The following is a 23,111-nucleotide window of genomic DNA, read 5'->3' as shown; positions in this document are numbered from 1 at the left end:
GCGACCGACCAATTCAGGTAGCCGCGCGCCATCCGTATCTGCGCACCCGTGAGCATCTGACCCTCAAAAATCTAAATTAGGCCACTGTGCGCCCAAAATGGGTTGACATCGGCTGTGATTGGTCCATTTTAGGCCAAGCGCCGCCGAAAAGGAAGCGCCGCCCGCCCGGATTGGTCGCCATGCCCTACCGCACCGTCTCCTGGACCACCATCGACCGCGCCGGCCGCGACAGCCGCCCGGCGATCGCCCCCGGCCTGCTCTCGGCCAAGGCCCGCATCGACATGACGGTGCGCACCACCCGCCGCCCGCTGTTCGCCGCTGGCCAGTTCGACCGCGGCGCCATCATGTCGGCCGCCGCCTCTGCCGCCCGCGCCCATCAGGAGCGGTTCGGCTGCACCTGGGGCGAGGCCATGTCGGTCTGCCTCACCGCCGCATGGCGCGCCGCCAAGATGGCCCGCCACATGGCCGCGCACTGATAGCATGAGTCCAGAAGCCGTTTTTGGGCCCCTGAGCGCCTGAAAGCCGAGACCGCCCAAACACTTGGGCGAGTGAGTCGACCCTCCCCTTTCTGATCGCCGCCACGAGCCCTCACCGGAGCCCGAACGATGACGCACGCCCGCATCCCTGACTTCAGCCAGCCCGCCCCGGTCCGCACCCCGGCTGCCCCCAGCGTCGCCCGCCGCCGGATCCCGGTCGATCCCCGCTACCTGAACCTGCCGAACGAGCCGGTCCCGGGCGAGATCGAGCCCTGGCAGGCCGTCACTCCGGTCCGCCCCGACACCGCGCACAGCCGGTCCCTGCGCTTCCTCGACACGGCCGGCGAGCTGCTGGCCGCGGCCTTCATCATCGGCGGCGGCATGGTGCTCACCGGCCTCGCCACCCTGCTCTGACCCCAGCCCGCAACCGAGCGGGCCGGCTGCCCGCGTACCTCTCACGAGGATCCCGCGATGTCCTTCCGCACGTCCCTCAAGAGCTTCATCAACCGCGACGCCGTCACCCCGAGCCTGCGAGAGCGCGCCGCCAGCCTGCGAGCCAGTGTCAGCACCGGTATCGCCACTTCTCGCCCCCTACCTGCACCGGGCAGCGAGGAGGCCAAGGAGGCGTTCAAGGCAGCCTGTCACGAGCATTCTCTTCGAACCAACCCTCCCGGCGGCTGGCCGGACCTGATGCGTGACGGCGATCGGATCTGGACCCGGCACGACCTCGGCAGGGCCATGGACGCAGGCGATATCACCCCGGCCAAGTACGCCCGCCTCTACCCGCTGGCGAGCGAGCGCGAGCTGCAGATCGAGACGGTCGGCCACGAGCTGAACCTCGGCGCCCTGTTCGCCCTTGCCTATGCCGATGAGTATCCCGTCCGAGATGCAGCGAGTGACGATACGGCGGGAGGTGACGCCGAGTTGCTTGGTCTCCGCGGGTCATGGGAAGCTGCCGTCGAAGCCTTCGCCCAAGCCATCCGCAATCAGGTGGCCGTCTCCGACAAGGCCGAAGCCGTCGAACCATGCCCCTCACGCGATCGCCCGCATACCGAGTGGCTGAGCCTTGTCGCAGGCTGGCGTGAACGAACCGGCGTAGAGAACGTGGAAGCCGCTTCTGCCGAGGCGCTGGACGATCTGTGCGAGGTGGAGGATCGCATCGCCGCGATGCCCGCCACGACGTTGGCCGGGTTGAAGCTCAAAGCCCGCATCGCCGAGCGGCATGAGGTTGATTGGCCTGCCGATCTCGCTGACGGCCTCGTGCGGGACATCCTCGCGATCGGCGAGCCCGAGGTCGAGGTCGACGCAGATTTGATCCGCCTCGGTCGGCAGTTCGAGGCGGCCCGCGCCCGTGAGATAGCAGCCTGCGATGCCTGCAATGTGGCTCAGCGGGAAGCGGATCGGCACATGCCCGAGCGCCCGGCGTGCCTGACGCTCAGCGCTGCCGATCATCCGTTGGGCGTCTACCGGATGTGGACCTATGCCGACGCGCTGGAGGGGGTTCAGCTTGCCGGCGCGGATATCGCGTGGCTGCGGCGCAAGATGCCGATGACGCGCGACATCCTGCGCCCGGTCCGCCTTGGCGAGCGCGAGAGCCCAGACCACCCGGGACGTCGCCATGACATCGCGCCTTATCCGGAGGCGCAGGTCCGCGCCGAGGAGATCGTGACGGCCTGGGACGCTTGGCGGACTGAGCAGGGTCGGATCCAGGACAAATACGTGACGCCTGAGCTTGAGGATGCGGCTGTCACGGCCGGCGAAGGGGCTGCCACCATCGCCGAGCAGATTGCACGCCTGCCAACCCGCACGGCGGTGGGCTTCCAGGTAAAGCTGCGGGCATTGTCCCATTACCGGCGGGAGGCATTGCTGTCCGAGCTGCCGGAGGATCCGGATCCGGATCAGATCCTGTCGCACTCGCTATGGCGCGACGTGCAGGGTGAGATGTCGCCGATCGCCGAGGCCGTGGACTGGCGCAACCCGCCGGCCGGCTTCATGGCTTCACCCGCCATTGAGCCGTTCAGCTTCGCTCGTATCCCGGACGCCATCGGTCTCGAACTCGACCGCCTGCACGGCATCGCCGTCGCGGAATTCAAGCGTCGGGGCGGCCCCGAGAAGAGCGAAGCGGAGCAGTCCGCACTACGCCGTGAACTGCACCTCGACGAACTCAACTACGTGCCGCCGCGCGAGAATGGAGAGGTGTCCGAGCCGGCGCTCGACACCTTGTCCGCCCAGATCCTGACGTTGTGGCCGGCATGGGCGGCGCATACCGGCGACGACGGCACGGACGAGCAGACCGCCGCTTACGAGGCGATGCAGCAGCGCCGGTTCGCCCTGCTCCACGCGGCCGATGCCCTGCCAGCCACACCCAACAGCATCCAGCCCAAGGCCCTGGCCCTCGCTTGGCTGCACTACGTCAACGAGTGGCGGCAGGGGCAGAAGCGCGACAAGTACTCCACCGATGGAGGCCTCGCGATCGACATCCACATCGCGGCCTTAGCGCAGGGCGAACTGCAGGGGCATGTCGTCCCCCACCTCGAACTCAACCTCGTCGACCAGATCGACTTCGCCTCGGTTTCCTTGGACGACCTGCAGGCGCTCCACGACATCGCGGACCTTGTCGGCGGCGTAGCCTACGCCACGGCGTGGACAGGGCGGTGCAAGGCCCGCGGAGCCGGCGACCACTACAACGCCGCCGGCGAGCTGATGCAGCGCCTGGGGGACGCCCTGACCGACGTCGAGAGCGCGGCCATCCGCGAGGCGAGACTGCGCCGGCCAACGACGCGCGACGACCGCGAGACCCGCCTGAAGATCTTGGCGCTGCCGGTCATCCAGAACGGCGACCATGACGATACCGCGGCGTTCGCCCGCGAGCTGGCGGCCCACGCCGAGGCCGAGCGAGCAGGGCGCTGACAGGCGCCCGCCACCCCTCCTGTAGCCGTGCGTACCGCCCCGGCCGGATCCCGCCGAGCTCCCCCCTTCACATTCTGAGACTTGACCCATGGGCGACGTGCTCACCTTCACCCCGCGTCCGAAACCGGTCGCGCCGGGGATTTCGGGGCCGCTGGCCGGAGCAGCCCTCCGCGCCAGCCTGGAGGAGGCGGCTCAGGTCGCCCTCGACGCAGCGGATCGCATCATCGCCGTGCTCGACCGCATGGACGGGGACGCGGACCTCGAAGACGGCGGGGACGACGAGCCCTCCCTGGCGGCTCCCGAGAATACCGCCGGCTCACAGGTGGTCTACATGCGCGGGAACGATCAGGACTGCGAGACCGAGGCGGCCGAGATTGTGCTGGCTGAGGTGGCTGCCGAGCCAGAACCCGAGACCCCGCCCGCAACGAACATCCTGCCCTGGCGTGGACGCGGGAACGTTCTGGCGGCAGCCGGCACGATGCTCCTCGACCTGCTGGAGCGCGCCTGATGCCGACCGTGCTTCCATTTGGCATACGTATCTAAGTATTTAGGATGCCGGAATAAACTTAAGGCCACGCACTAAACGAACCCTGCACGCGCTAGGACGCACGCAGGATTGCTGAAAGACTGTCCTCATCGCCCCGGCGCCATAGATCGCGAGTCGGGGCAGAGGATGAGCTTATGGCTGCCGCTCGACGCGCTGTGAGATACGCTCGCATCTGGTGGCCAAAGACAGCGCGTGAATTCCGGCTAAGGTGGCGGCGCCGACCTGCAGATCGCAGCGTTCGCTGGATTGGAGCCTTTGATCAGGCACGCATAGGTTCGGCGCAGAGCGTATCTGCCGAGCCCGCATCGGTGCCTTCGGCAGATCCGCCTGACAACGTCGTCATACTGACATGGGCCCAAACCTTCGGCCGCCCCGCTCGGTGACGGCCGACGCACAGCAACCGCAATCAGTCTGTCTTCTGCCCGCCCTTATCGCGTGTAGCCATCCCGCCGACGCGACCGAGGCCGATCGCCTTCGCGAGCTGCGAACGCTGTTCGGCGTAGCTCGGGGCGACCATTGGGTAATCGGACGGGAGCCCGTAGCGCTCGCGGTAGCCGCGCGGATCCAGGCCGTGCCCGGTGAGATGACGCTTCAGCGTCTTGTAGGTTCTGCCGTCGATGAAGCTGGTCAAACCATCATCCCGGATTGATTTGCGGATCTGAGCCGCACTCGGCTTCTCGACCGTGACGTCTGAAGCCGTAGCACCCGAGCCACCCGCAGTGGCTAGACCGGAGACTGCCTCATGAACTCTACCGATCAGGCCCGGCAGCTCGGCTGGCGGCACTGGGTTGTTCGAGACGTAAGCTGAGACGATCTCGGCGGCCAACTCGGTAAGGTTGGGGCTGCTCTCTTGAGTTTCTTCCGACAAAGCATCCGTTCCTATGCACACTCACGTTTCCGTGAATGGTACAGGTATTATATAAATGCAAGTCTAAGTTTTCAGTTGTACGCAATCGACTTTGCTACGATGAGGCGCTTCGCACGGGTTGCTTAGCGCGTCTATGATGGACGAGAATGATTGCTCAGCCCGCGGGCCTAGTTGTCGCCGAACGTCGCGTAGTTGCGGATGACGCCGCAGAAGTCGATCGGTCAAGAGACGAATTAGTCCCTCGCCAGCTTCGACTCCGGCATAGCGGCTCGCGTCAGGCTCTGGATCGCTCGCGGCGCTCGACCAGCCTTCTCGGCGATCTCAGCCTCCTGCTGCTCAATGAGATCGCGAGCCGGCTGATCGCCATCCAGGCCGCCGAGGATCTCCATCGGCACGCGCCGGTTCGAGGCCCGGCTGCCATCCTCAAAGACGACGTCGAACAGGATGGTGCCTCGGTCTTGCGGGAGCTGTCGTGCGCGCTTGGCCATGCCGGGGCTAATACCCGCCCAGCCCAAGGTCGACCAGTCGCTACGGTGTCAGGTGACAACCCATGCGAAGGGTAACAGACAGAGCAGGAACAGCCCGGATGTAACGAGCACAGCCATGACCTCACGATGCTCGATGATCACGGCGCGGGGGACGGTCAGCATGGGGAGGGACCAGGATCGATGTTCGACCCCGACACTGTGCCGGTCCAAGCTTGACGGATCGAGGGCACTCAGTACCGGGGTCAGAACTAAAGTCGGCCTGTCACGTACTGGCCACATGGATCTCGGTTACACCGTGCGGGCGCCCCAGCCCACGAGCCGCTCAGCCTCATCCCGCCACGCATCCCGCGTGGCCTGCGCTTCGGCAAGCTCGGAGCGCAGCGCGTCGATGCAGGCGCGAAGGTCTCCCACCTCGATAGCGCTCTCGACGAGCAGATCCTGTGCAGACGCAAGTTGGCGTTGAAGCTCGGCGTTCTCTATCGCCAGAGCCGCGATCACGGCCACATGGTCGGTGTCACACGCCACGAGCATCTGGTGCGCCGATCGCGCCGGCCGCTGCGGCGCTTAGTGCAACGGCAACCACCACGAGGAAGCCAGCTGTCATCATAGGGCGGGTCCTTTGGTTTCCGCCACTGAACCCCAAGGGTTCTTAATAGATCATTAACCTTGACCATTAGGCTGGCGGTCTGGGATCCAGTGTTGAACAGGAGCTATAGGGCCCAGCAAACTGCCAGAGAGACTGCCTAATAGAACGCAAGCTGAAGCCGCTCGCCCTCCTAATCCGGATTGATCTCCGCGCGATTGAGCCGAGCGTGCATCGCCTTGCCGGGCTTGAACTGGACGTGCGCCCTGCTGTCGACCGCCACCACTTCGCCGATCCGCGGATTGCGCCCGGTGCGGGCCTCCCGCTTAAGGGCTTCGAACATACCGAAGCCGCGCAGCTCGACCCGGTCCCCCTCGGCTAGCGCCTGGGAGATGCGGTTAAAGATCGCCTTCACCAGCGTCTCGACCTCGTGCTCGTAGAGGTGCGGGTTCTGCGCGGTGATGCGGGCGATCAGCTCTGACTTGATCATGAGCGGAGGGTGCCGAACCCATGGCTGGAAGCGCAAGTGCGGGGCCGCACCGTCCCCCGCAACGTTGACTTAACCGTGCGCCTCGGCCGCCATGCCCTATCCAGCTGGGGCGCAGTTGCTAGGTCTCAACAGCCGCTGCAGATCGGCTTGGCATCCCGATGGCCGTCCCTCTCAAGGCGATCCATCGCGGTCTCTGCGTTGTAGGGCTGCGCTTCGACGCCACGCCGAGCGTCCCTCTTGGTTGGGGCTGCCGCACTGTTCGTGCTCGCAAGGCCGAGTGTGCCCCCTCCTGCACCAGCGCTGCCAGTCTGAGCGGACATCGACGGTGGTAGAGCGAGCTCCGAGGGGCGCTGATCCTGCCAGGCCGCTCTCGCACGTTGGGATTTCAGAAGGTCGTCAGACGGGTTCACGCCTGCACGGGTTCTACCCAGGCCGAGGTTCAAGAGCTGCCCGGGCTCGACGACCGGCTGTAGGGCATCGTTCGATACGGCCACCGGTGGCAGAGCTGTATACGACCTCGTAGTCCCAGCTGGTGACAGGCAGCCGCCCAGCGCTAAGCCACACCCGCACAGCACGACAATCCGCGTCACATCCATGCCGACCTCATTTTGCTGAGGGACCACGCGAGATGGCGAACCGGCGAAACAGCACGCGGCCGACCGGCATCGGCGTCAAACTACCCGGGGGTGCTGCTGGGGTGCAACCAGCGACGCGTGGGCTTCAGCGTTGACTTAACCGTGCCGCCCAGACGACATGGGGTGTTCCGGTCTGACACGCCTCGGCGAGTCGTGCGCCGGCAATTCAGGAGAGCAATCGCTGCGGATCTGAGACCCTGAAAAGCCAACGGCCCCCCGTCGCCAAACGGGAGGCCGCTGAAAACCCTAGGCGCTGTGAGGCGCGAGTCGCTTCCCCTCACAAGCCATGAGACCCCCCGGGGTGTCAAGACGGAACCTGTTTCCGTCAACGGGAAGGCTTTGCCTGGACCCTAGCCGCGGCCCGTGAGGGACCGGGTTCGATGTTTCACGCCACCATGCGGTCGGCGATCGAGGCTGCGCGCACGCTCGCGCAGCTCGACGACCTGTCGCGCAAGATCTGGCAGGCCCACGCTGCCGAAACCGTCACCGACTCAGAGGCGCAGGGTCTCGCAGAGACGCTGCATACCCGCAGAGCTGCGATACGCGAGGCCGTGGCGCCAGTGGGCATTCCGCTCGGCCGTGTGACGCTGTTTCCGCTCAAGCGTGCCCAGCGGGCTCCTGAGCGATCCGTGGCGATTGAGCGCCGCCGTCGGCTGGCCTGCTCCGGAGCGATGCCGCCAGGCCTCGCCAGTCGGTTCACCACCGGGCAGCTCGCGGTCCTGCGGATCGTCGGGGACGAGATGGCCCAACATGGCGCTTGCGGGCTGTGCATCGACGCTATCGCGGCGCGGGCCGGTGTCTGCCGACGACTCGCCCAGGCTGCGATCCGTCTCGCTGAGGGCGACGGACTGCTGACCATCCAGGAGCGCCGTCACCAGGGGCGGAAGAATGAGTCGAACGTGGTCCGGATCATCAACCGCGAGTGGCTGCAGTGGCTTCGGCGGGGAGGGCGGTCCGCGGCACCGGCGCTGCTCGGCAGCATAGGGTGCAAAAGGGTTCACCCCACGGATAGGGGAGATCCACAGAGGCAAGTTGTGGACACGGAACCAAAGAGAGGCTGCCGAGAGGCAGCGGTCGACCTGGACCGATCAGGCCGAACGAGAATTCTCGCGGGTGGTAGCGCGGACCGAGCTATGCGGTAACGGTCTGCAGCCGGACGGTATGACGAACAGGTGCTGGCAAGCGCGTGATCCACTCGACGGTCATGCGCTGGGGACAGCTACTCCGCGATCAGCGCGCGCATAGCTTCGCCACAACATGACGGCCTTCGAACTCATCTGTGCTCTGGCTCAAGGCGCTACCGTCGGCATCGTCGTCTCCGATCCGATGATCGAACCGCCTGGCCCCACGATCCTCTACGCCAATGCAGCCTTCGGCCGCCTCGTGGACCGCGAGCTCGACGAGATCATCGGGCACAGCCCCCGTTTCATGCAGGGCAGAGAGACCCGACGGGAGACCCTCGACGCCTTCCACCGCGCCCTTGCGGCCGGCGAGCGCTTCCACGGCTACGTCACCAATTACCGAGGCGACGCCACGAAATACCGTGCTGAGGTCGATTGTCGGCCGTTGCGCGCTGCGGATGGGCGCATTGAGAACTTCGTCGCATTCGAACGTGAGGTGATCCGCCGGATCGGTCGCCCTTCTGTTGGCGCTGCCGGACGCTACGAACCCGCCGTCGTAAGCAACGATTTGTTAACCGGGGCGCTGCGCGGCCTCGCCATATTTGAGCACGTCTAAGTTGCCTTTTACCTAGTCACAGGCACGTGATTACAGTCATAAATCCTAATTCTCAGTTGTACTGTGATTGGCTCCCGGTTGTATCAGCGGTGAATAACATATAATTAACGATTATTGCGCAGTATTGCTGCGAGCTGGGATAGAACAGGATGACGCATCAACGGATAACTCCGCTGGTTGCAGGCCTCCCGATCTGCCGTCGAGCAGCCTCAACGATCTCGGGAGGAAAAGACCATGTTCGGTGGAACGCGGATGCACGCGGATCAGGCGGCCAAACTCGACGCCCTGGATCGGTCGCAAGCTGTCATCGAGTTCCAGCCCGATGGCACTATCCTCACCGCCAACGCCAACTTCCTGACTACCATGGGCTACACCCTGCCCGAGATGCGGGGGCAGCATCACGCGATGTTCGTCGAGCCGGCCTATCGCGACAGCGCCGAGTACCGCGCGTTCTGGGACGCCCTCCGGCGGGGTGTGTTCCAATCGGCCGAGTTCAAGCGCATCGCCAAGGGAGGCCGCCCTGTATGGATCCAGGCGAGCTACAACCCAGTGCTCGACCGCGCCGGCCGCGTCGTTAAGGTCGTCAAGTTCGCGGCCGATATCACCGCCCAGAAGCTGCGCATGCTCGACCTGGACGGGCAGATCGCGGCCCTGAACCGCTCGCAAGCAGTGATCGCGTTCGATCCAACCGGCACGATCCTCGATGCCAACCAGAACTTCCTCGACGCGATGGGCTACCGCCTCGACGAGATCCGGGGTCGGCATCACAGCTTGTTCGTCGACGCGGCCGAGCAGGTCAGTGCGGGTTATCGCGGTTTCTGGGACCGGCTTGGCCGGAGCGAGTTTGCTGCAGGTGAGTTCAAGCGGATCGCTAAGGGCGAGCGTGAGACTTGGATGCTGGCGACCTACAATCCGATCACTGATCCGGACGGCACGGTACTCAAGGTGGTAAAGTTCGCTACCGACATCACCGCTCAGGTCCATGAGCGCCAGCGTCGAGCCAAAGCGCAACGCACGATCGGCACGGATCTGGATGCAATCGGCTCAGCAGTCGAGGACGTCACCCGGCAGACGGCCGAGGCTGCCGGCACGGTTGGACAGGTCTCCAATGACATCCAGTCCGTAGCCTCCGGCGCGGAGGAACTGTCGGCCTCCGTCGGCGAGATCAGCCAGCAGGTCAGCCACGCCGCGCAAATGGCTGGTGAGGCCGTTGAGCAGGCCCGTCGCACAGGCAGCATCGTAGCAGGCTTGAGCGAGCAGGCGGCGCAGATTGGCGACGTGGTCGGGCTGATCCAGAATATCGCCGGTCAGACCAACCTACTCGCTTTGAACGCGACCATCGAGGCGGCGCGCGCCGGTGCGGCAGGCAAGGGTTTCGCCGTGGTCGCATCCGAAGTGAAGGCGTTGGCCGAGCAGACGGCTAAGGCGACCGACCAGATCCGTGGGCAGATTGCCGCGACGCAGGCGGCCACGCGGGAGGCGGTGGACGCGATCGGCTCGATCCAGGGCACGATCGGCAGGCTGGACGAGGTCTCGGCAGCGATCGCCGCGGCCGTAGAGGAGCAGTCGGCAGTGACCCGGGAGATGTCAGGCAGCATGCACACGGCCGCCCACGGCGTGACCACGATCGCTGGTGGCATGGAGGCTATCGCCCGGTCGAGCGAGCAGGTCGATGTAGCGACACGCCAGGTCCGTGAGGCCGCACGGGCGGTCGGCTAAAAAGGCTGGTCAGAGCGGAGCGCAGCATGACCGGAACAATCATCCCGCTGCCGCTCGGCGGTGAGGGGGCGTCATCCCTCGCCGGCTTCGATGTGATCGCGGCAGAGCTGCTGACGGAAGGGCGGGCAGTCAGTTTATCGGCGGCACGGATCGAGGCAATCCTGGTGAAGCTCGGTGCGCAGCGAGCCGAGCTGACTGCAGTGCTCGCCGACCTGCAGGCGCGTCCGCCGAGTGGTGATGTCCGCATCGACGCCCTCAACGCCGACCTAAGCGTTGCGGCAAGCAAAGGGCTCGCTCAGATCGAGTTGTTCATCGAGCAAGCGGAAGCGTGCGCCGTGACTGCGGGGCGGGGTAGCCCGCCGACCTGAGCCGCGACAGCCTCTTCCAGGCTTGCTACAGCACCGCTTCTTCCCGTCAGCGTGCCCGAGGTGTTCGCGACACCGCAAGGCGTGCGGCGGGTAAGCACGTGACGACAGGCGCGCTGTGGGCCAGTTCCCCGGGGCTCGCCCGTGAAGCCTCGGCCGGGCAGTCGCGTGAGGGTCGGTGCAGCGGGGGGACTGGACACCGCTGGCGCCGGCCCATGGCCCATCGTTAGCTTCAAATCGACTCCCGCCGTTGTGCCGTGACGAAGGCTGGCATCGACCGGCTCCACTTCATTATGCTGAAGCACCACGCCTATTTCACGCCAGGGCCCGCAGTGCTGGTTCGGTGAACAACGCCCGTAGTCGGGCCAACTCCAGCTCGGACGTCGCCGGCACCGGCGTTGGTCGCGCAAACAGGTAACCCTGCATCTGCTCGCAACGCAGCTCGCGCAGGATCACCAGCTGCTCGACGGTCTCGACGCCTTCGACCGTGACCTGTAGGCCGAGATTGTGCCCGAGGTTCACGATCGCCCGCACGATCGCGAGCGTGTCCGCGTGCTGCCCGAGGCGGCGCACGAACGACTGATCGACCTTGATCTTGTCGAACCGGAACTGCTGCAGGTAGCTTAGCGAAGAGTACCCGGTGCCGAAGTCGTCCAGCGCCAGGCGCACGCCCAGCCTGCGCAGGTCGGTCAGGATCTTCACGGCCTTCGCCGCATCCTGGATGAACACGCTCTCGGTGATCTCAATAACCAGCCGTGCCGGATCGAGGCGATGCCGTGCCAGCGCAGCCGCGACGATCGCCGGCACGTCGGATTGCCGGAACTGGGTCGGCGAGACGTTGACTGAAACCCGCCATGGCTGCTCCCAAGCCGCCGCCGCCGCGCAGGCGGTGTCGATTACCCACTCCCCGATCTGCCCAATCAAATCAGTCTGCTCAGCCACCGGGATGAACTCGCCCGGGGAGACGAAGCCGCGCTCCGGGTGCTGCCAGCGGATCAGCGCCTCGAAGGTCTCGATCTCGCCGGTGCGGGAGTTGACGATCGGTTGGTAGAACAGTCGTAGCTCGTCACGGGCGATCGCGCCGCCGAGTTCATGTTCGAGCTGTCGGCGCGCCTGCAGCTGCACGTCCATCGCCGCCTCAAAGAAGCGCACGGCACCCCGACCTTCGTCCTTCACGCGGTACAGGGCGGTGTCGGCGGCGCGAAACAGCGTCTCGGCGGTGCTGCCATCACTGGGGTAGAGGGCGATGCCGGCCGAAGCGCTGATCTCGACGCGGTGATCGTCGATCCGGAAAGGGCCACGCAAGCCCTCGATCAGGCGACCTGCGATCTCTGCGACCCGCTGGGGCGCGCGCGTGCCGGTGAGCACCACCACGAACTCGTCACCACCGACCCGGGCCAGGGTGTCGGTCGGGCGCAGTTCGGTGAGCATGCGCTTCGCCGCTTGGACTAAGAGGGCGTCACCAGCGGCGTGACCGTGCATGTCGTTGACCGCCTTGAACCGGTCCAGGTCGAGGTAAATCACCGCCACGCCGGTGCCGTCCAGGGCCGCGGCGTCGAGCGCCGGCCCGAGGCGCTGCTCTAGCAAGTAGCGGTTGGGCAGGTCGGTCAGGGCGTCGTGTAAGGCGAGGTGGCGGATGCGCGCCTCGTCGCGCTTGCGGTCGGTGAGATCGCGCAGAGCGACGGCGGTGGCGGGTTTACCGCCAAACTCGATGGTACGGCAGGACAGCTCGACCGGCACGTGCGTGCCGACAGCGGTGCGGATCTCGAACTCCTCGGGGCGCAAATCCTCGGAGCGGCAGCGCGTCCGTCGCAGCAGCCCCGGAGCATTGGCCTCCGCAAACAGGGCCAAAATCGGTTTGCCGATGATCTGCTCGGCCGGCATCGCGAACAGACGCGTTCCGGCCTGGTTGACCTCTAGGACCTGGCCGTCTCGGTGGATGAACAGAACCTCGTGCGCGAGGTTGCTGAGCAGGCGCATGCGGGCGAGTTCGCGCAGCGCACGTTGCGAAATGTGCTGCTGCAGCGCCAGGGCGACAAGGCCGGCGATCAGCACAGCGAGGCTGACGGCGCCGACCACAAGCGCCAGCGGGGTCGAGCCGAGCACGTAGATCTCGTCCGCCTGCAACGCGATCGGCGCGACCGTGACGGCGGTCATGCCGGTAAAATGCAGGCCGCAGATCGCGAGCGCCAGCCAACCGGTGACCTCGGCACGACGGCCGGGGCTCGCCAGCAGGTCGGCACGCGCCAGAGCGAGAGTAGAGAACGCGATGCTGACCAGGATTGAGGCGGCGACGTAGGCGGGATCAAACAGCACGAGGCTGGAGGCCCTCATCGCGCCGACGCCGAGATAGTGCATGCCGGTGATTGCCAGCCCAAGTACGGTCCCAGCGAGCGCGATCCCGAGTGAGGTGGTTGACAGGCGCCGCCATAATACCATCGCGGCCAGGGTTCCGAGGATGGCCACGGCGATCGAGGCGGTGGTGAGTTCGAGGTCGTATGCGACGTGGGCACCAGGCTGGAAGGCCAGCATGGCGACGAAGTGCAGGGCCCAGACGCTGCCGCCGAAGATGATCGCGGCCGGTAGCAAGGCTCGCGGAAGCGGACGGCTTCCCGCGTCGGCGCGGGCCATCAAGGTGACGGTGGCGAAGCACCCGAGCGCGCAGATGATGGCCGAGAGTGCGACGAGGCGTAGGTCGTGCTGCTGCGCGATGCAGGTAAGAACGCGGGTCATGTTCGACTCAACCGCTGCGACGTATGCAACCGTAAGTTCGGATCATACCGCCCGAATAACTACCGATCAGTCAGCGTCTCTGGCGAACTCATTCGATGGTTGAGAGGTGATGAAGTGCTACGCTAAATTGTGGTCCGCTTCGTTTGGAAGCGACCTTCCAGGGAGCGCTGGACAAGAGTGCGGCCGGCCTGGATCGGGGGGAGGGCTGTTACATGAAAGAACCTAGCTCCGACTGAGCCCAACTCGTTCGTTGCACCCAGCAAGAAGCCGTGATCACCATCGTGGGTAAGAAATCTCGTGACATCGATACCCACTGACAGCTGCGAGGTCGCCCCCACACACGCTTCGTTAGCTGGTGCCGAGGGCGCCCGCGTTATCCGAGGCAGCTTGGTCGGCGGTGCCCTGGATGCCCGCCTGCTGGTTCTGGGAGAAGTCAGCAACCCGCTGGCCGCCATAGATCTGCGATCCCACGCCGGACTGATACAGGGTCTGCGCGTCCGTCAGGGACTGCTGCAGGCCTGGGATGGCCGGGTCCCAGGGTGACTTGGTCGCGACCTGGGTCGAATTCTGCGTGGAAGTCTGTCCGCCGCCCATGGCCGGCTCCTCTAAGCGGCGCTCGGCGGGGCGCCCGTGGCCTTCAAGAAGGTCACGGCGCACCCGCAGGCGGCGAGTTGCGTGTTCAGGAGGTCAATCTGTGCGAACACGTCCGCGGGCGGCGCGCCGGCATCCAGCATCGCGACGAGGCTGCCGAGCGTGCCGTGCGTGACCCGGGCCCCTGACCGCAGCAGCTCCCAGGCGCGGATAGCCGAGCAATCCGGCAGCGCGGGCGGCAGGTTGCGGATCGGGAGGCGGTGGACGTCACCCATCAGGCAGCAACCTGCATGGAGCGCTGAGTGCCAGTGCCCTGGGGCGGTGAGGCCAGCGCATTCCGCAGCGCCTCGCGCAGGAAGACCGAAACCTTCACACCCTCACGGGCGGCGCCAGCCTCAAGCGCAGCATCGAGCGCCGGGTCGGCGCGGAATATGCGGGTGCGGGTCAGTGTTCCGGTGCGCATGGCGTCCTCTCACGACAGGCGCGAGAGTAACGCTCTAGAGGACCGGGTGTAATACAAAGATCGCGGCTTAGTTCTGTGCCAGTCTCTTAAGAGTTGACGGTGTTATTCTGCGCCAACGCCCATCAAAGATTTAACTGCGGCATTCTGACGCGACGGTGTAAGTTTGGCGAATGCTGCAACGTCGGCGTCCTGATCGGCTTGCGATTGCGCCTCCTTGCCCATGCCTTCAATCCAAGATGCCACGTCGGGATCAAGCTGATCCGCTACCAGTACCTTACCGAGCAAAGCGCCCGTACTTACGGCGCGCTCAAGCCGTTCCGTGCTAATGCTCTCAGGGTCAAGATTGAGTGGGCGAATAGAAAAGTGCTTTGAACGAACCGCAACCATAGCAGCCTGAACTGCTGCCCGCGTGTAGATATCGTCACGCCAATGTTTATTCGTGTACGCCATTGCAGCGCCGATTGCTGCAGTCACGCAACGGATCATTTCTTCCGTGTCGTCGTCGCCAATCAACGCTTTTGCGACAAGATTTTCTTTAGTTTGGCTTCGGCCTTCGCTGTCTTCAGATAAGCTGCGCTCAAGCCTGAATTCAGCTTCTTGAGATACTGACCGGCCGGAGCGGCTAGCCGCCTCTTTTAGTGCTGTGTGCGCTTCAAAAGTCAGACGAGAGCTAAGCGTATACCGCTTGCCAGGTCCGTCGGGCATGGCACGAGGCATATCTGTGTCTCCGTTTACCGAGTTCGTTTGGGGCAACCGTGGCGCACGATGCCATGCAAGCCCGTGACCGGTCAACATGCGCGTAACCCGCTAGGAACGAGGTAACTTGATTTCGCGCCCGGCTTCGGTAGTGTGTTCCTCAGATGAGCGCAGCTTTTGTCGCTATCTCAGGTACGGAGGCCGCATGTCGGATGGATCCCAAGCCCCCGCCGAAGCCCAGCGGGCCGATTTCGAGAGCGAAGTGCAGACTGCGCGCAAGCGCCGGATGCGCGCGGCACCGCTCACCCCTCAGCAGGTGCTGGAGCGTCTTAAGAACGGGCTGAACGTAAAGGTGCCGGACTTTGCGCCCTGCTACGGGGACAGCGAGGCGGCGATCTACCGGCAGATCCGGGAAAAGAAGCTGGAGGCCGTCCGAGTTGGCCGGTCCCTGTACCTCACCGCGCGAGTCGCGGGTCCCTTAGTCGGGATCGAACCTATCGCCGCATGAAAACGCCGCCGGCTCGGGAAACGAGGCACGGCGGCGGGATCACAATCAGCGTCTGAGCAACGCTTGATATAGAGATCCCGACCTACGGCGTCCAGATTTTTCGGTCGGCACCCCTCACGCAGGAGTGCCCTATGCCCAGGAAGACCACGCACCGACCCGTCGCACAGCCGCGTCGCCAGTTCGTCCCCACACCGATCCCTGAGTTGCCGCCCGTCGAGGATCTGCGCACCCGCGCAGTGCTTGACCGCGTTCGCAGCGAAGCTCTCGCCAGCGTCATCGCCGGTCACGCCTACGCTGTTGCGGAGCGCCGGATATGACGGTGCCCGCCATCTCCCCCACGACATGCCTCACGTTCGACGCGGTCGCTGAGGCCGCCAGCCTGGCCGAGAGCTACGCCCGGAACGCGGTCGAGTTCGCCCTGATCCGGGACGCACGCGGCGCCGCCTACAGCCTGAATTGTGCGGCCAAGGCGCTGGCTTCGGCGGCCTCGACTGCCCAGGCGCTGCGCCCCACCCAGCCGGACGGGGGCAGCCGATGACGCATCCTCGCATCCTCTGCCCGCCCGTCGGGGCGCTCGCCTGCGCGAACTGCACGGCCTGGAATGAGTGGGACAGCATCGCCGTGGGGCAGGACGGCCCGCGCGGGTTCGTGGTCATCGGCCGCAAGCCGACCGGCCAGTGCCGCGCCGCGCCGCCGACCATCAACCCCGACGCGATCGCTGGCGACAACGCCACGTGGCCGGTGGTCGCCGCCGATCACTGGTGCCGCGCCTTCGCAGCACGCGGGCAGAACGAGGGGGTCGCTTGATGGGCCGCCTCATCACCCCTCCCCGCAAGGCCAAGGCCTGCGCTTGGTGCGCGCACTTCGCCCAGACCAGCACCGCCTACGTCTACGGTGGCCGCGGGATCATCGGCGCGATCGGCGAGCAGCCCCGCGGCGACTGCCGAGCCAAGCCCCCGCGCCGGAACAAGAAAACCGGCGACGCCCTGTGGCCCGACGTGCTGGGCAACGACTGGTGTTCGGCGTTCGCCCGCCCCGAAACCGTGAAGCGCGGGGAGGCGGCATGAGCATCGCCCGCAGCATCATCGGCACGATCACAGGCATCCCGAGGGCCGTAGCCCTGGCCGAAACCAACCTCGATGACCTCTACGAGATCGCTCAGGCGCTGCAGGACGCGTCCAACGCTGTCTTGTGTGTCGCCCTCGACGTGGTCGCCCTTGAAGAGGGCTATCGCATCGCCGCGGAGCACCGCCGCCGCGCCTCATCCTCGCACCGTGAAGGAGGGCCGGCAGAATGACGGCGCACGCTTTCCCGTCTGAGACCGACTTGCGCCTCGCCCTGCGAGAGAACGGCTACCACCCGGTGCCGGTCTCCAGCCCAAGCATGAATATCGCATCGGCCGGCAAGCGCCCGGTCATGCCGGCGTGGGAACGCAAATGCCTCGATGCGTCGCCGGATGACATCCGGCAATGGGGCGTCCGCTACCCGGACAGCACCAACACCGGCCTGCTGTGCGGCCGACTAGCAGGCGTCGATATCGATGTGCGGGTGCCGGAACTGGCCGCGGCAATCGCCGCACGGGCCAGTGACATGCTCGGACCGACGCCCCTGGTCCGGATCGGACGCGAGCCAAAGCTACTGCTTGGCTATCGGCTCGTGATCCCCGCCAAAAAGATCCAGACCCCGGCCCTGTTCTTCACCGACGACCCGAAGGAGAAGGATACCAAGGTCGAGGTGCTGCTGAGCGGCCAGCACTTCGTGAGCTTCGGTATCCACCCCGAGACGGCCGCGCCCTACCGCTGGCCGGACGCCTCACCGCTCACGGTTCCCTTCGCCGACCTACCCGAGATAACCGAGGACGATCTGCACGACTTCGTGGCCGAGGCCGAGGAGTTGTTGCGGAAGGCTGGTGCGGCCACACGGCGCGAGCGCAAGCAGAAAGGTCAAACCCAGGCGAGGCAGGAGACCAAGGGTCGGAAGGCCGGTGGTTTCGGCCTGCACGAGAAGCCCGACCGCGAGACCGTCGCCGACGCGCTGCGCAGCATCCCGAACGACTTCGACTATGACGGTTGGATCCGCATCGGGTACGCGCTCTATCACGGGCTCGGCGAGGGCGGGCGCGACCTCTGGGAAAGCTGGTCCGCCACGTCCCCCAAGGACGATGCCGCCCACACCGCGGGAAAGTATTCGGCTTTCGCGCAAGGCCGCAGCGTCACCATCGCCACCCTGTTCTGGCACGCCGCCGAGAACGGATGGAAGCGCCCAGGCGCAGGCCGGTCAGGTGCCCCGAAAAAGGACCGGACCGAGCGCCGCGCCAGCGCGGACCCGGAGGCTGCCCCGAGCGAGGAGGACGACGGTCGGCCGATCGTGCGGCTCGTCAACGGCAAGGTCCCCGAGGCGGTCGACCGCATGGAGGCGCTGCTGCTGCAGGCCGGCGTGCAGATCTACTCCCGCGCCGGCGCCCTGGTGCGGCCCGTCATCGACGAGGTACCGGCCGCCAAGGGTCGGATGACCACCGTGGCTCGGATGAGCCCGCTGGTGGCCGTCAGCCTCGCCGACATGGTCGCCCGCATCATGCGGGTGCAGAAGTTCGACTGGCGCGCCGAGGAATGGCTCGACGTCAACCCGCCGGCCGAGATGACCCTGACGCTGCTCGCCCGTGAGGGGCAGTGGCGCGTTCCGCCGGTCGCCGGCATCATCACCACGCCGACGCTGCGTCCGGACGGATCTCTGCTCACCGCGGCCGGCTACGATCCCGCGACACGGCTCTACCTCGCACACGATCCCGGCTTCACCATGCCGGACCTGATGGAGAGGCCCGACCGGAACGAGGCGATCGCGGCCCTCGCCTTCATCGAGGCGCTGCTGGTCGGCTTCCCGTTCGTCGGTCCGGTCGATCGAGCAGTCGCCTTGTCTGGCATCCTAACAGCCCTGGTCCGTGGCGTGTTGCCGACGGCGCCGCTCCACGCGATCCGAGCGCACAGCCCCGGCACCGGCAAGAGCTTCCTGGTCGACCTCGCGGCAGTCATTGCCACCGGCCGGCGCTGCCCGGTGATCGCGGCCGGCAAGACCGAGGAGGAGACCGAGAAGCGCCTGGGCGCGCTCCTGCGCGATGCGGTGCCCGTGGTCAGCATCGACAACGTCAATGGCGAGCTGGGCGGGGACATGCTCTGCCAACTCACCGAGCGCCCTTTGGTCCGGGTCCGGATCCTCGGCAAATCGGAGGCGCCCGAGCTGGAGTGCCGCTCGACCACTTTCGCCACCGGCAACAACCTCGTGCTCGCCGGAGACATGACCCGGCGCGCGGTGCTCTGCTCGCTCGACGCCGAGATGGACCGCCCCGAGCTGCGGGACTTCAGCTTCAACCCCCTCGACCGGGTGATGGCGAACCGTGGAGCCTACGTCGCCGCCGCGCTCACCGTGATCCGCGCCTACCAGGTCGCGGGCTCGCCGACCGTCTGCGGCTCGCTCGGCAGTTACGAAGACTGGTCGGCCATGGTGCGCTCGCCGCTCGTCTGGCTCGGCCATGACGATCCGGTCGTGAGCATGGAGACGGCGCGTGAAGAGGATCCGGAGCTGTCCGCGATCCGCGAGCTGTTCGAGCACTGGCGCGAGCACCTGACCCTCTCGGAGGGCTACACGACGAACGCCATCACCAAGACTGCCTGCGCCAAAGCACCGACCAGCAACTTCGATTTCAACACGCAGGGGTTCCTCCTGCCTGAATTCCGAGACCTGCTGCTGCGCCAAGCCGGGGAAGGCGGCGTCGTCAACAGTCGCCGCCTAGGGCGATGGTTCTCCCGCATCAAAGGGCGCGTGCTCGACGGCCACCGGATCGAGATGCGGGAAGACGGCAAACACGGAAACCGTTTCTCGCTCTGCCGCGTCAGCGCCACCCCGGCTTATGCCTCGCCCGGCCGGCCGGCCTCTGTTGCGTCAGAATTCTGATGCGCGCGCTGGAGCCGGTGGGGGTTTTGAGGGTTTTGGGGGTTTTTTTCATCCCAACGCGAAGAACTGTCAGAGAGATACGGTCACCCATATCCGCATCCGTGCAAGCGCACGCACGTGCGTGCGTACATGACAGTTTGCGTGTAGCGGCCAAAACAAACCCTCATAACCCTCAAAACCCCCAAAGCCGGCGGGATGGGGGTGACCGATGATCCCCGCCGCCGACACCTGGGGACCGTTCCGCCCCAACCTGGACCCGGCCGAGCGCTTGGCTCGCCTGTGCTGCCTGCGCGCCGTTGCGCACCTGACGACTGGGCCGCGCGGCCAGGACCTCGTCGACCTTCTCGCCCAGGCCGAGCGCGAGCCCGCCGCGATCGAGCCGGCCTTGCGCGCGCTCAACCGTCTCGCGGCCCTCGATCGTCGCCATGTGCTGGCGAGCTCGCCGCCCTGAACCGCCCCGCAGCCTGAGGAGCCGCCACGCCCAACGTCGTCACCTTCCCCGAACAAGCCCCGGTACCCACGCCTGTCGCCCGGTACGAAGAGATCGCCGAGTACGGCAAGGTCGGCCCGGTCACCGTTGCCCTGGCCCGCCGCACCGACACGGTTGAGGGGCTGATCCATGTCGTCGTGATGGGATCCGCCATCGGGTTGGAGATGGTCGCCACCCTGCCGGACGACGACAAAGGGCGAGCCGTCGCTGACTTCACCGGCCCCGCCGTCCTACGCGGCGTGGAACTCGCCGAGACCGAATTCGGCGCCCGCCCGGAGGTATGCTGATGCCCGGCACGCCCATCGAGGCTGTCACAGCCGCCTCCATCATCACCCTCGTGCAGAGCATCGAGCGCCACGGTCCGAGCGCCCCGGCCGCGGCTGCCTTCCGCAGCGCTCTGCGCCGCAAGGGCATCGAGGCCGACAACATCGGGGGTCTCGCGGCTCTCGACGCACTGGCGGATGCGGTCGTAGCTGCCGACCCAGACCGGGCCGACGCCAGGATCGCCATCATCCGCGCTGCGTGGGCCGACCTGTTGCCACGTCCCGGTGGGAGTGCCCGCCCATGAATGCCCGCGAGCGCGCCGCCTTCAACGCCGGCATCGAGGTCGTTCGGCAGATGGCGCTCACTACTGCCATCACCCTGGAGGTCCGCGACGACGCGAGCCGGGTTCAGCACCAGGCCGCAATTGCCGCCCTACAAGCTTTAGCCGAGGGCGCCCGAGACCTCATGCTGTCCGAGGGGCGAAGCGATGAACCGCAGGAACGCTTCGCCTAGAGGATCGAGGCAGTTGCTGGTCGCTGGGTCCCTCGTGATCGCTGCCTGCTTAAATTCCCGGATCAGATGAGCGTCGGTTAGATCCGTGATGACCACCGTCTGCACATGGTATGGCAAGAACTCCTTGAATGCGTGGTGGAGCACGTGATCCATCATCGACCCAAGGTTCGCTTCACCGCGCGCTGCAATTGCAGGATCCGACATCGGGTTCTCTAACGCCCGCAACACCCGCAGGTGGATCGCCGAGAACCGCTCGACGAGCGCCATGAAGGTCCCGCGGGACACGTCATCGACCTCAACCCCCACGGCGGCGTTGAGCACGATGTTCCGCAGCGCCTCCAGCTTCTCGGCTCGGTGCGTCGCCATCGCGACCCGCGTAGTCTCGGCAACCGCGCTCACGAACTCCTCATTCTCAGCCAGACGACCCGGATCGAAGCCTTCGAAGCGATCCTGCATCTCGCGTAGGCCGCTGCCAATTGTGTTGAACCAAGCCTCGCGGCGCACTTCCAGAGGCGCCTGCACGTATTTCCGGATCAGAGCTTGGACGAGTGAGCCGGCCAACGGCCCCGCGAGATCGACGGCCGCCCCGAGCGTGCCGATTGCTGCCTCATGACCGGAGGTCAGGACATCACTCTTGGCAGGATAGGCGGGGTCGACCTTCCGCGGAGGATCTTCGGCCACGTCAGCTCTCGCCCCTCATCTGGCCCAAGATCGCCGCCAGCCCATCGGCTGACGCGCTGATCACGCTGCGGCATTCCCTTCGAAACGCTACTGTTTCGGCGGTGTGCAGCCCGGTTCGATAGGCCCCATTCCGCTCACCCTTGGGCGCGCCGCTTCCCGCCGACCCGCCGTGCATTCGGCAGCGGTTCTTGCCTCGCACGGCCGGTGACAGACACTGCATCCCGGCTCGGGTCTGCGCACAGCATCTCGGGCTGAGCCTGAACTGCGAGGGCTGCCGAGCCAGTGAGTGCATGGGGTTGGCTTCCATTTTCCAGATACCCCCGGGCAGTCGGCCCGGTCACATTGCCCACGATCGCCTGACCGCCCTCATAGACGTGGACGTGCTCGACCCGAACCGTCTGCTCGCCGCCACGCCGAAGCTTCGCCAACGCCTCGACCTGCTGAGTGTAAGTCCGCATCAGTTTGTTCGCGAGATTGCCCATGGTCTCCGCGACATCGGGGGCCGAGGTCTGGCAGGCCTTGCCGAGCGCCTGCATAGCGGCCTGGTGCGTTGTCGCCATCTGCACCGCCAGCATCCCCTCGACCTCGTTCTCGGGCCGAACCGCCTCGACAGCTGACAACATACTGTTGGTGGCGCTCTCGGCTGTTTCGGGCTGCGCCAGGGCAATCCGCGACATGTGCCGGAGCTGTGTCTGTCCGAAGCTGACCGACGCGCCGCCTACGGCATCGTTGACCCGTGCCGCCCAGCCGCCCACGTCGGCAGTTGGGGCGCCGAGCCTCATGGGCTCGCCCTCTTCGCTCGCCCGGAGCTTCACGGACACCGGCTGCCTGCGCCCCAGCATCCGCCGCATGGCGTCGATCGCAGCCACGTCCTCGGTTGGGGTAGGCGTGCTCGCCAACGCCTTGCTCGCCTTCGTCCGCTTCATAGACCCATCCCCTGAGCGCCCCTGCCGCACGTCAAACCCCCAGGAATCGCGCCGAACTCTCAGACGGCCGCGCGTGCAGATACCGCCCCGTCGTCGCCACTGAGGCGTGCCCCAGCGTAGCCTGCACGAGATGGATCGGCGCGCCGCGGTCCAGGCTGTGCGAGGCGTGGGCGTGCCGCAGCCAGTGTGCCGAGACCTCACCCGGGAGCCCTGCCCTGGCCGCGGCGGCCTTCACCACCCGATGAGCCGCGCTAGGGTCGAGCGCCCCGCCCTTCCGCGATAGGAACACGGGAGCGTCGGCCAGTGCCTCGCCGCGCAGGGCCGACAGCACCTTCCAGGTCGCAGCTGACAACAGCACCACCCGGGTCTTGCCGCCCTTGCCGAACACCGTCGCCTGCCCGGCCTCATCCCGGACCGCGAGATCCCGCCAGCGCAGGCCGCACACCTCCGAGATGCGCAGGCCGCCGCCGTAGAGCACGG

At 66.2% G+C, this 23,111-nt stretch carries 30 protein-coding genes; 17 read left to right on the top strand and 13 right to left on the bottom strand.

The window, feature by feature from the left end:
* Positions 1–179 precede the first annotated feature (179 nt).
* The 4 genes from MKK67_RS09895 (at position 180) to MKK67_RS09880 (ending at position 3,894) form a co-directional block, all read left to right on the top strand.
* Positions 180–476 (top strand): hypothetical protein, encoded by a 297-nt coding sequence (locus MKK67_RS09895; protein ID WP_243963764.1) that lies wholly within the window; start codon positions 180–182, stop codon positions 474–476.
* A gap of 129 nt (positions 477–605) precedes the next feature.
* Positions 606–890 (top strand): hypothetical protein, encoded by a 285-nt coding sequence (locus MKK67_RS09890; RefSeq protein ID WP_243963763.1) that lies wholly within the window; start codon positions 606–608, stop codon positions 888–890.
* A gap of 57 nt (positions 891–947) precedes the next feature.
* Positions 948–3,386 (top strand): hypothetical protein, encoded by a 2,439-nt coding sequence (locus MKK67_RS09885; RefSeq protein WP_243963762.1) that lies wholly within the window; start codon positions 948–950, stop codon positions 3,384–3,386.
* A gap of 88 nt (positions 3,387–3,474) precedes the next feature.
* Entirely contained in the window at positions 3,475–3,894 is a 420-nt protein-coding gene (locus MKK67_RS09880; protein WP_243963761.1) for a hypothetical protein, read from the top strand.
* Positions 3,895–4,339: 445 nt separating this feature from the next.
* On the opposite strand, the gene MKK67_RS09875 is transcribed toward MKK67_RS09880, so the two are convergent.
* The 4 genes from MKK67_RS09875 to MKK67_RS09860 all read right to left on the bottom strand — a co-directional run bounded on the left by MKK67_RS09875 (position 4,340) and on the right by MKK67_RS09860 (position 6,362).
* Complete coding sequence (locus MKK67_RS09875) at positions 4,340–4,801, bottom strand: MucR family transcriptional regulator (protein WP_243963760.1); 462 nt, start codon at positions 4,799–4,801, stop codon at positions 4,340–4,342.
* 233 nt (positions 4,802–5,034) lie between these two features.
* Entirely contained in the window at positions 5,035–5,289 is a 255-nt protein-coding gene (locus MKK67_RS09870; RefSeq protein ID WP_243963759.1) for a hypothetical protein, read from the bottom strand.
* 288 nt (positions 5,290–5,577) lie between these two features.
* A complete protein-coding gene (locus MKK67_RS09865; RefSeq protein ID WP_313899010.1) occupies positions 5,578–5,787 on the bottom strand; it encodes a hypothetical protein in 210 nt (69 codons plus the stop codon).
* Between the two features lie 278 nt (positions 5,788–6,065).
* Positions 6,066–6,362: an HU family DNA-binding protein gene (locus MKK67_RS09860; protein ID WP_243963757.1), complete on the bottom strand. Its 297-nt coding sequence runs from the start codon at positions 6,360–6,362 to the stop codon at positions 6,066–6,068.
* Positions 6,363–7,377: 1,015 nt separating this feature from the next.
* Between MKK67_RS09860 and MKK67_RS09855 the strand changes: the two genes are divergently transcribed.
* From MKK67_RS09855 to MKK67_RS09840, 4 genes are all read left to right on the top strand, one after another.
* A complete protein-coding gene (locus MKK67_RS09855) occupies positions 7,378–8,139 on the top strand; it encodes a hypothetical protein (RefSeq protein WP_243963755.1) in 762 nt (253 codons plus the stop codon).
* A gap of 115 nt (positions 8,140–8,254) precedes the next feature.
* Positions 8,255–8,734 (top strand): PAS domain-containing protein, encoded by a 480-nt coding sequence (locus MKK67_RS09850; protein WP_243963753.1) that lies wholly within the window; start codon positions 8,255–8,257, stop codon positions 8,732–8,734.
* A gap of 234 nt (positions 8,735–8,968) precedes the next feature.
* The gene (locus MKK67_RS09845; protein ID WP_243963751.1) at positions 8,969–10,453 is read left to right on the top strand and encodes a methyl-accepting chemotaxis protein; all 1,485 of its coding nucleotides are present in this window, start codon (positions 8,969–8,971) and stop codon (positions 10,451–10,453) included.
* Between the two features lie 26 nt (positions 10,454–10,479).
* Positions 10,480–10,821 (top strand): hypothetical protein, encoded by a 342-nt coding sequence (locus MKK67_RS09840; protein WP_243963748.1) that lies wholly within the window; start codon positions 10,480–10,482, stop codon positions 10,819–10,821.
* A 312-nt stretch (positions 10,822–11,133) separates the two neighbouring features.
* Here the strand turns inward: MKK67_RS09840 and MKK67_RS09835 are convergent, their stop codons facing one another.
* From MKK67_RS09835 to MKK67_RS09815, 5 genes are all read right to left on the bottom strand, one after another.
* Positions 11,134–13,551, bottom strand: coding sequence for an EAL domain-containing protein (locus MKK67_RS09835; RefSeq protein WP_243963747.1), 2,418 nt, complete (start codon positions 13,549–13,551; stop codon positions 11,134–11,136).
* Positions 13,552–13,899: 348 nt separating this feature from the next.
* Entirely contained in the window at positions 13,900–14,145 is a 246-nt protein-coding gene (locus MKK67_RS09830; RefSeq protein WP_243963745.1) for a hypothetical protein, read from the bottom strand.
* 11 nt (positions 14,146–14,156) lie between these two features.
* On the bottom strand, positions 14,157–14,417 hold the full coding sequence (locus tag MKK67_RS09825) for a hypothetical protein (RefSeq protein WP_243963744.1): 261 nt from the start codon (positions 14,415–14,417) through the stop codon (positions 14,157–14,159).
* Positions 14,417–14,605 (bottom strand): ribbon-helix-helix protein, CopG family, encoded by a 189-nt coding sequence (locus MKK67_RS09820; RefSeq protein WP_243963743.1) that lies wholly within the window; start codon positions 14,603–14,605, stop codon positions 14,417–14,419. The genes MKK67_RS09825 and MKK67_RS09820 overlap by 1 nt, the downstream gene beginning before the upstream one ends.
* Before the next feature lie 102 nt (positions 14,606–14,707).
* A complete protein-coding gene (locus MKK67_RS09815) occupies positions 14,708–15,322 on the bottom strand; it encodes a TraY domain-containing protein (protein ID WP_243963742.1) in 615 nt (204 codons plus the stop codon).
* A gap of 184 nt (positions 15,323–15,506) precedes the next feature.
* Between MKK67_RS09815 and MKK67_RS09810 the strand changes: the two genes are divergently transcribed.
* The 9 genes from MKK67_RS09810 to MKK67_RS09770 all read left to right on the top strand — a co-directional run bounded on the left by MKK67_RS09810 (position 15,507) and on the right by MKK67_RS09770 (position 20,815).
* Complete coding sequence (locus MKK67_RS09810; protein WP_243963741.1) at positions 15,507–15,809, top strand: hypothetical protein; 303 nt, start codon at positions 15,507–15,509, stop codon at positions 15,807–15,809.
* A gap of 313 nt (positions 15,810–16,122) precedes the next feature.
* Positions 16,123–16,347 carry a hypothetical protein gene (locus MKK67_RS09805; RefSeq protein ID WP_243963740.1) on the top strand — a complete coding sequence of 75 codons (225 nt, stop codon included), beginning with the start codon at positions 16,123–16,125 and terminating at the stop codon, positions 16,345–16,347.
* The gene (locus MKK67_RS09800) at positions 16,344–16,616 is read left to right on the top strand and encodes a hypothetical protein (RefSeq protein ID WP_243963739.1); all 273 of its coding nucleotides are present in this window, start codon (positions 16,344–16,346) and stop codon (positions 16,614–16,616) included. Before MKK67_RS09805 ends, MKK67_RS09800 begins: the two co-directional genes overlap by 4 nt.
* Complete coding sequence (locus MKK67_RS09795; RefSeq protein ID WP_243963738.1) at positions 16,616–16,876, top strand: hypothetical protein; 261 nt, start codon at positions 16,616–16,618, stop codon at positions 16,874–16,876. The genes MKK67_RS09800 and MKK67_RS09795 overlap by 1 nt, the downstream gene beginning before the upstream one ends.
* On the top strand, positions 16,873–17,106 hold the full coding sequence (locus MKK67_RS09790; protein WP_243963736.1) for a hypothetical protein: 234 nt from the start codon (positions 16,873–16,875) through the stop codon (positions 17,104–17,106). The genes MKK67_RS09795 and MKK67_RS09790 overlap by 4 nt, the downstream gene beginning before the upstream one ends.
* Positions 17,103–19,757: a PriCT-2 domain-containing protein gene (locus MKK67_RS09785; protein WP_243963734.1), complete on the top strand. Its 2,655-nt coding sequence runs from the start codon at positions 17,103–17,105 to the stop codon at positions 19,755–19,757. The genes MKK67_RS09790 and MKK67_RS09785 overlap by 4 nt, the downstream gene beginning before the upstream one ends.
* 208 nt (positions 19,758–19,965) lie before the next feature.
* Positions 19,966–20,208 (top strand): hypothetical protein, encoded by a 243-nt coding sequence (locus tag MKK67_RS09780; protein WP_243963733.1) that lies wholly within the window; start codon positions 19,966–19,968, stop codon positions 20,206–20,208.
* A 176-nt stretch (positions 20,209–20,384) separates the two neighbouring features.
* Positions 20,385–20,534, top strand: coding sequence for a hypothetical protein (locus MKK67_RS09775; RefSeq protein WP_243963731.1), 150 nt, complete (start codon positions 20,385–20,387; stop codon positions 20,532–20,534).
* The gene (locus MKK67_RS09770) at positions 20,534–20,815 is read left to right on the top strand and encodes a hypothetical protein (RefSeq protein WP_243963729.1); all 282 of its coding nucleotides are present in this window, start codon (positions 20,534–20,536) and stop codon (positions 20,813–20,815) included. Before MKK67_RS09775 ends, MKK67_RS09770 begins: the two co-directional genes overlap by 1 nt.
* A 137-nt stretch (positions 20,816–20,952) precedes the next feature.
* Here MKK67_RS09770 and MKK67_RS09765 read toward each other — a convergent pair whose 3' ends face one another.
* The 4 genes from MKK67_RS09765 to MKK67_RS09755 all read right to left on the bottom strand — a co-directional run.
* The gene (locus MKK67_RS09765) at positions 20,953–21,705 is read right to left on the bottom strand and encodes a hypothetical protein (RefSeq protein ID WP_243963728.1); all 753 of its coding nucleotides are present in this window, start codon (positions 21,703–21,705) and stop codon (positions 20,953–20,955) included.
* A 1-nt stretch (position 21,706) separates the two neighbouring features.
* The gene (locus MKK67_RS32575) at positions 21,707–21,925 is read right to left on the bottom strand and encodes an HGGxSTG domain-containing protein (protein ID WP_279601541.1); all 219 of its coding nucleotides are present in this window, start codon (positions 21,923–21,925) and stop codon (positions 21,707–21,709) included.
* Positions 21,840–22,631, bottom strand: a complete 792-nt coding sequence (locus tag MKK67_RS09760; RefSeq protein WP_243963726.1) for a hypothetical protein — start codon at positions 22,629–22,631, stop codon at positions 21,840–21,842. Before MKK67_RS09760 ends, MKK67_RS32575 begins: the two co-directional genes overlap by 86 nt.
* A gap of 31 nt (positions 22,632–22,662) precedes the next feature.
* Positions 22,663–23,111 (bottom strand): tyrosine-type recombinase/integrase (locus MKK67_RS09755; RefSeq protein ID WP_243963723.1); only part of this gene is annotated, 449 nt, incomplete at its 5' end.

The sequence above is a fragment of the Methylobacterium sp. J-072 genome, from assembly GCF_022829425.1.
GTDB lineage: Bacteria > Pseudomonadota > Alphaproteobacteria > Rhizobiales > Beijerinckiaceae > Methylobacterium.
The sequence above is the reverse complement of the archived record's forward strand: the minus strand, read 5'-3'. Positions and strand labels throughout refer to the sequence as shown.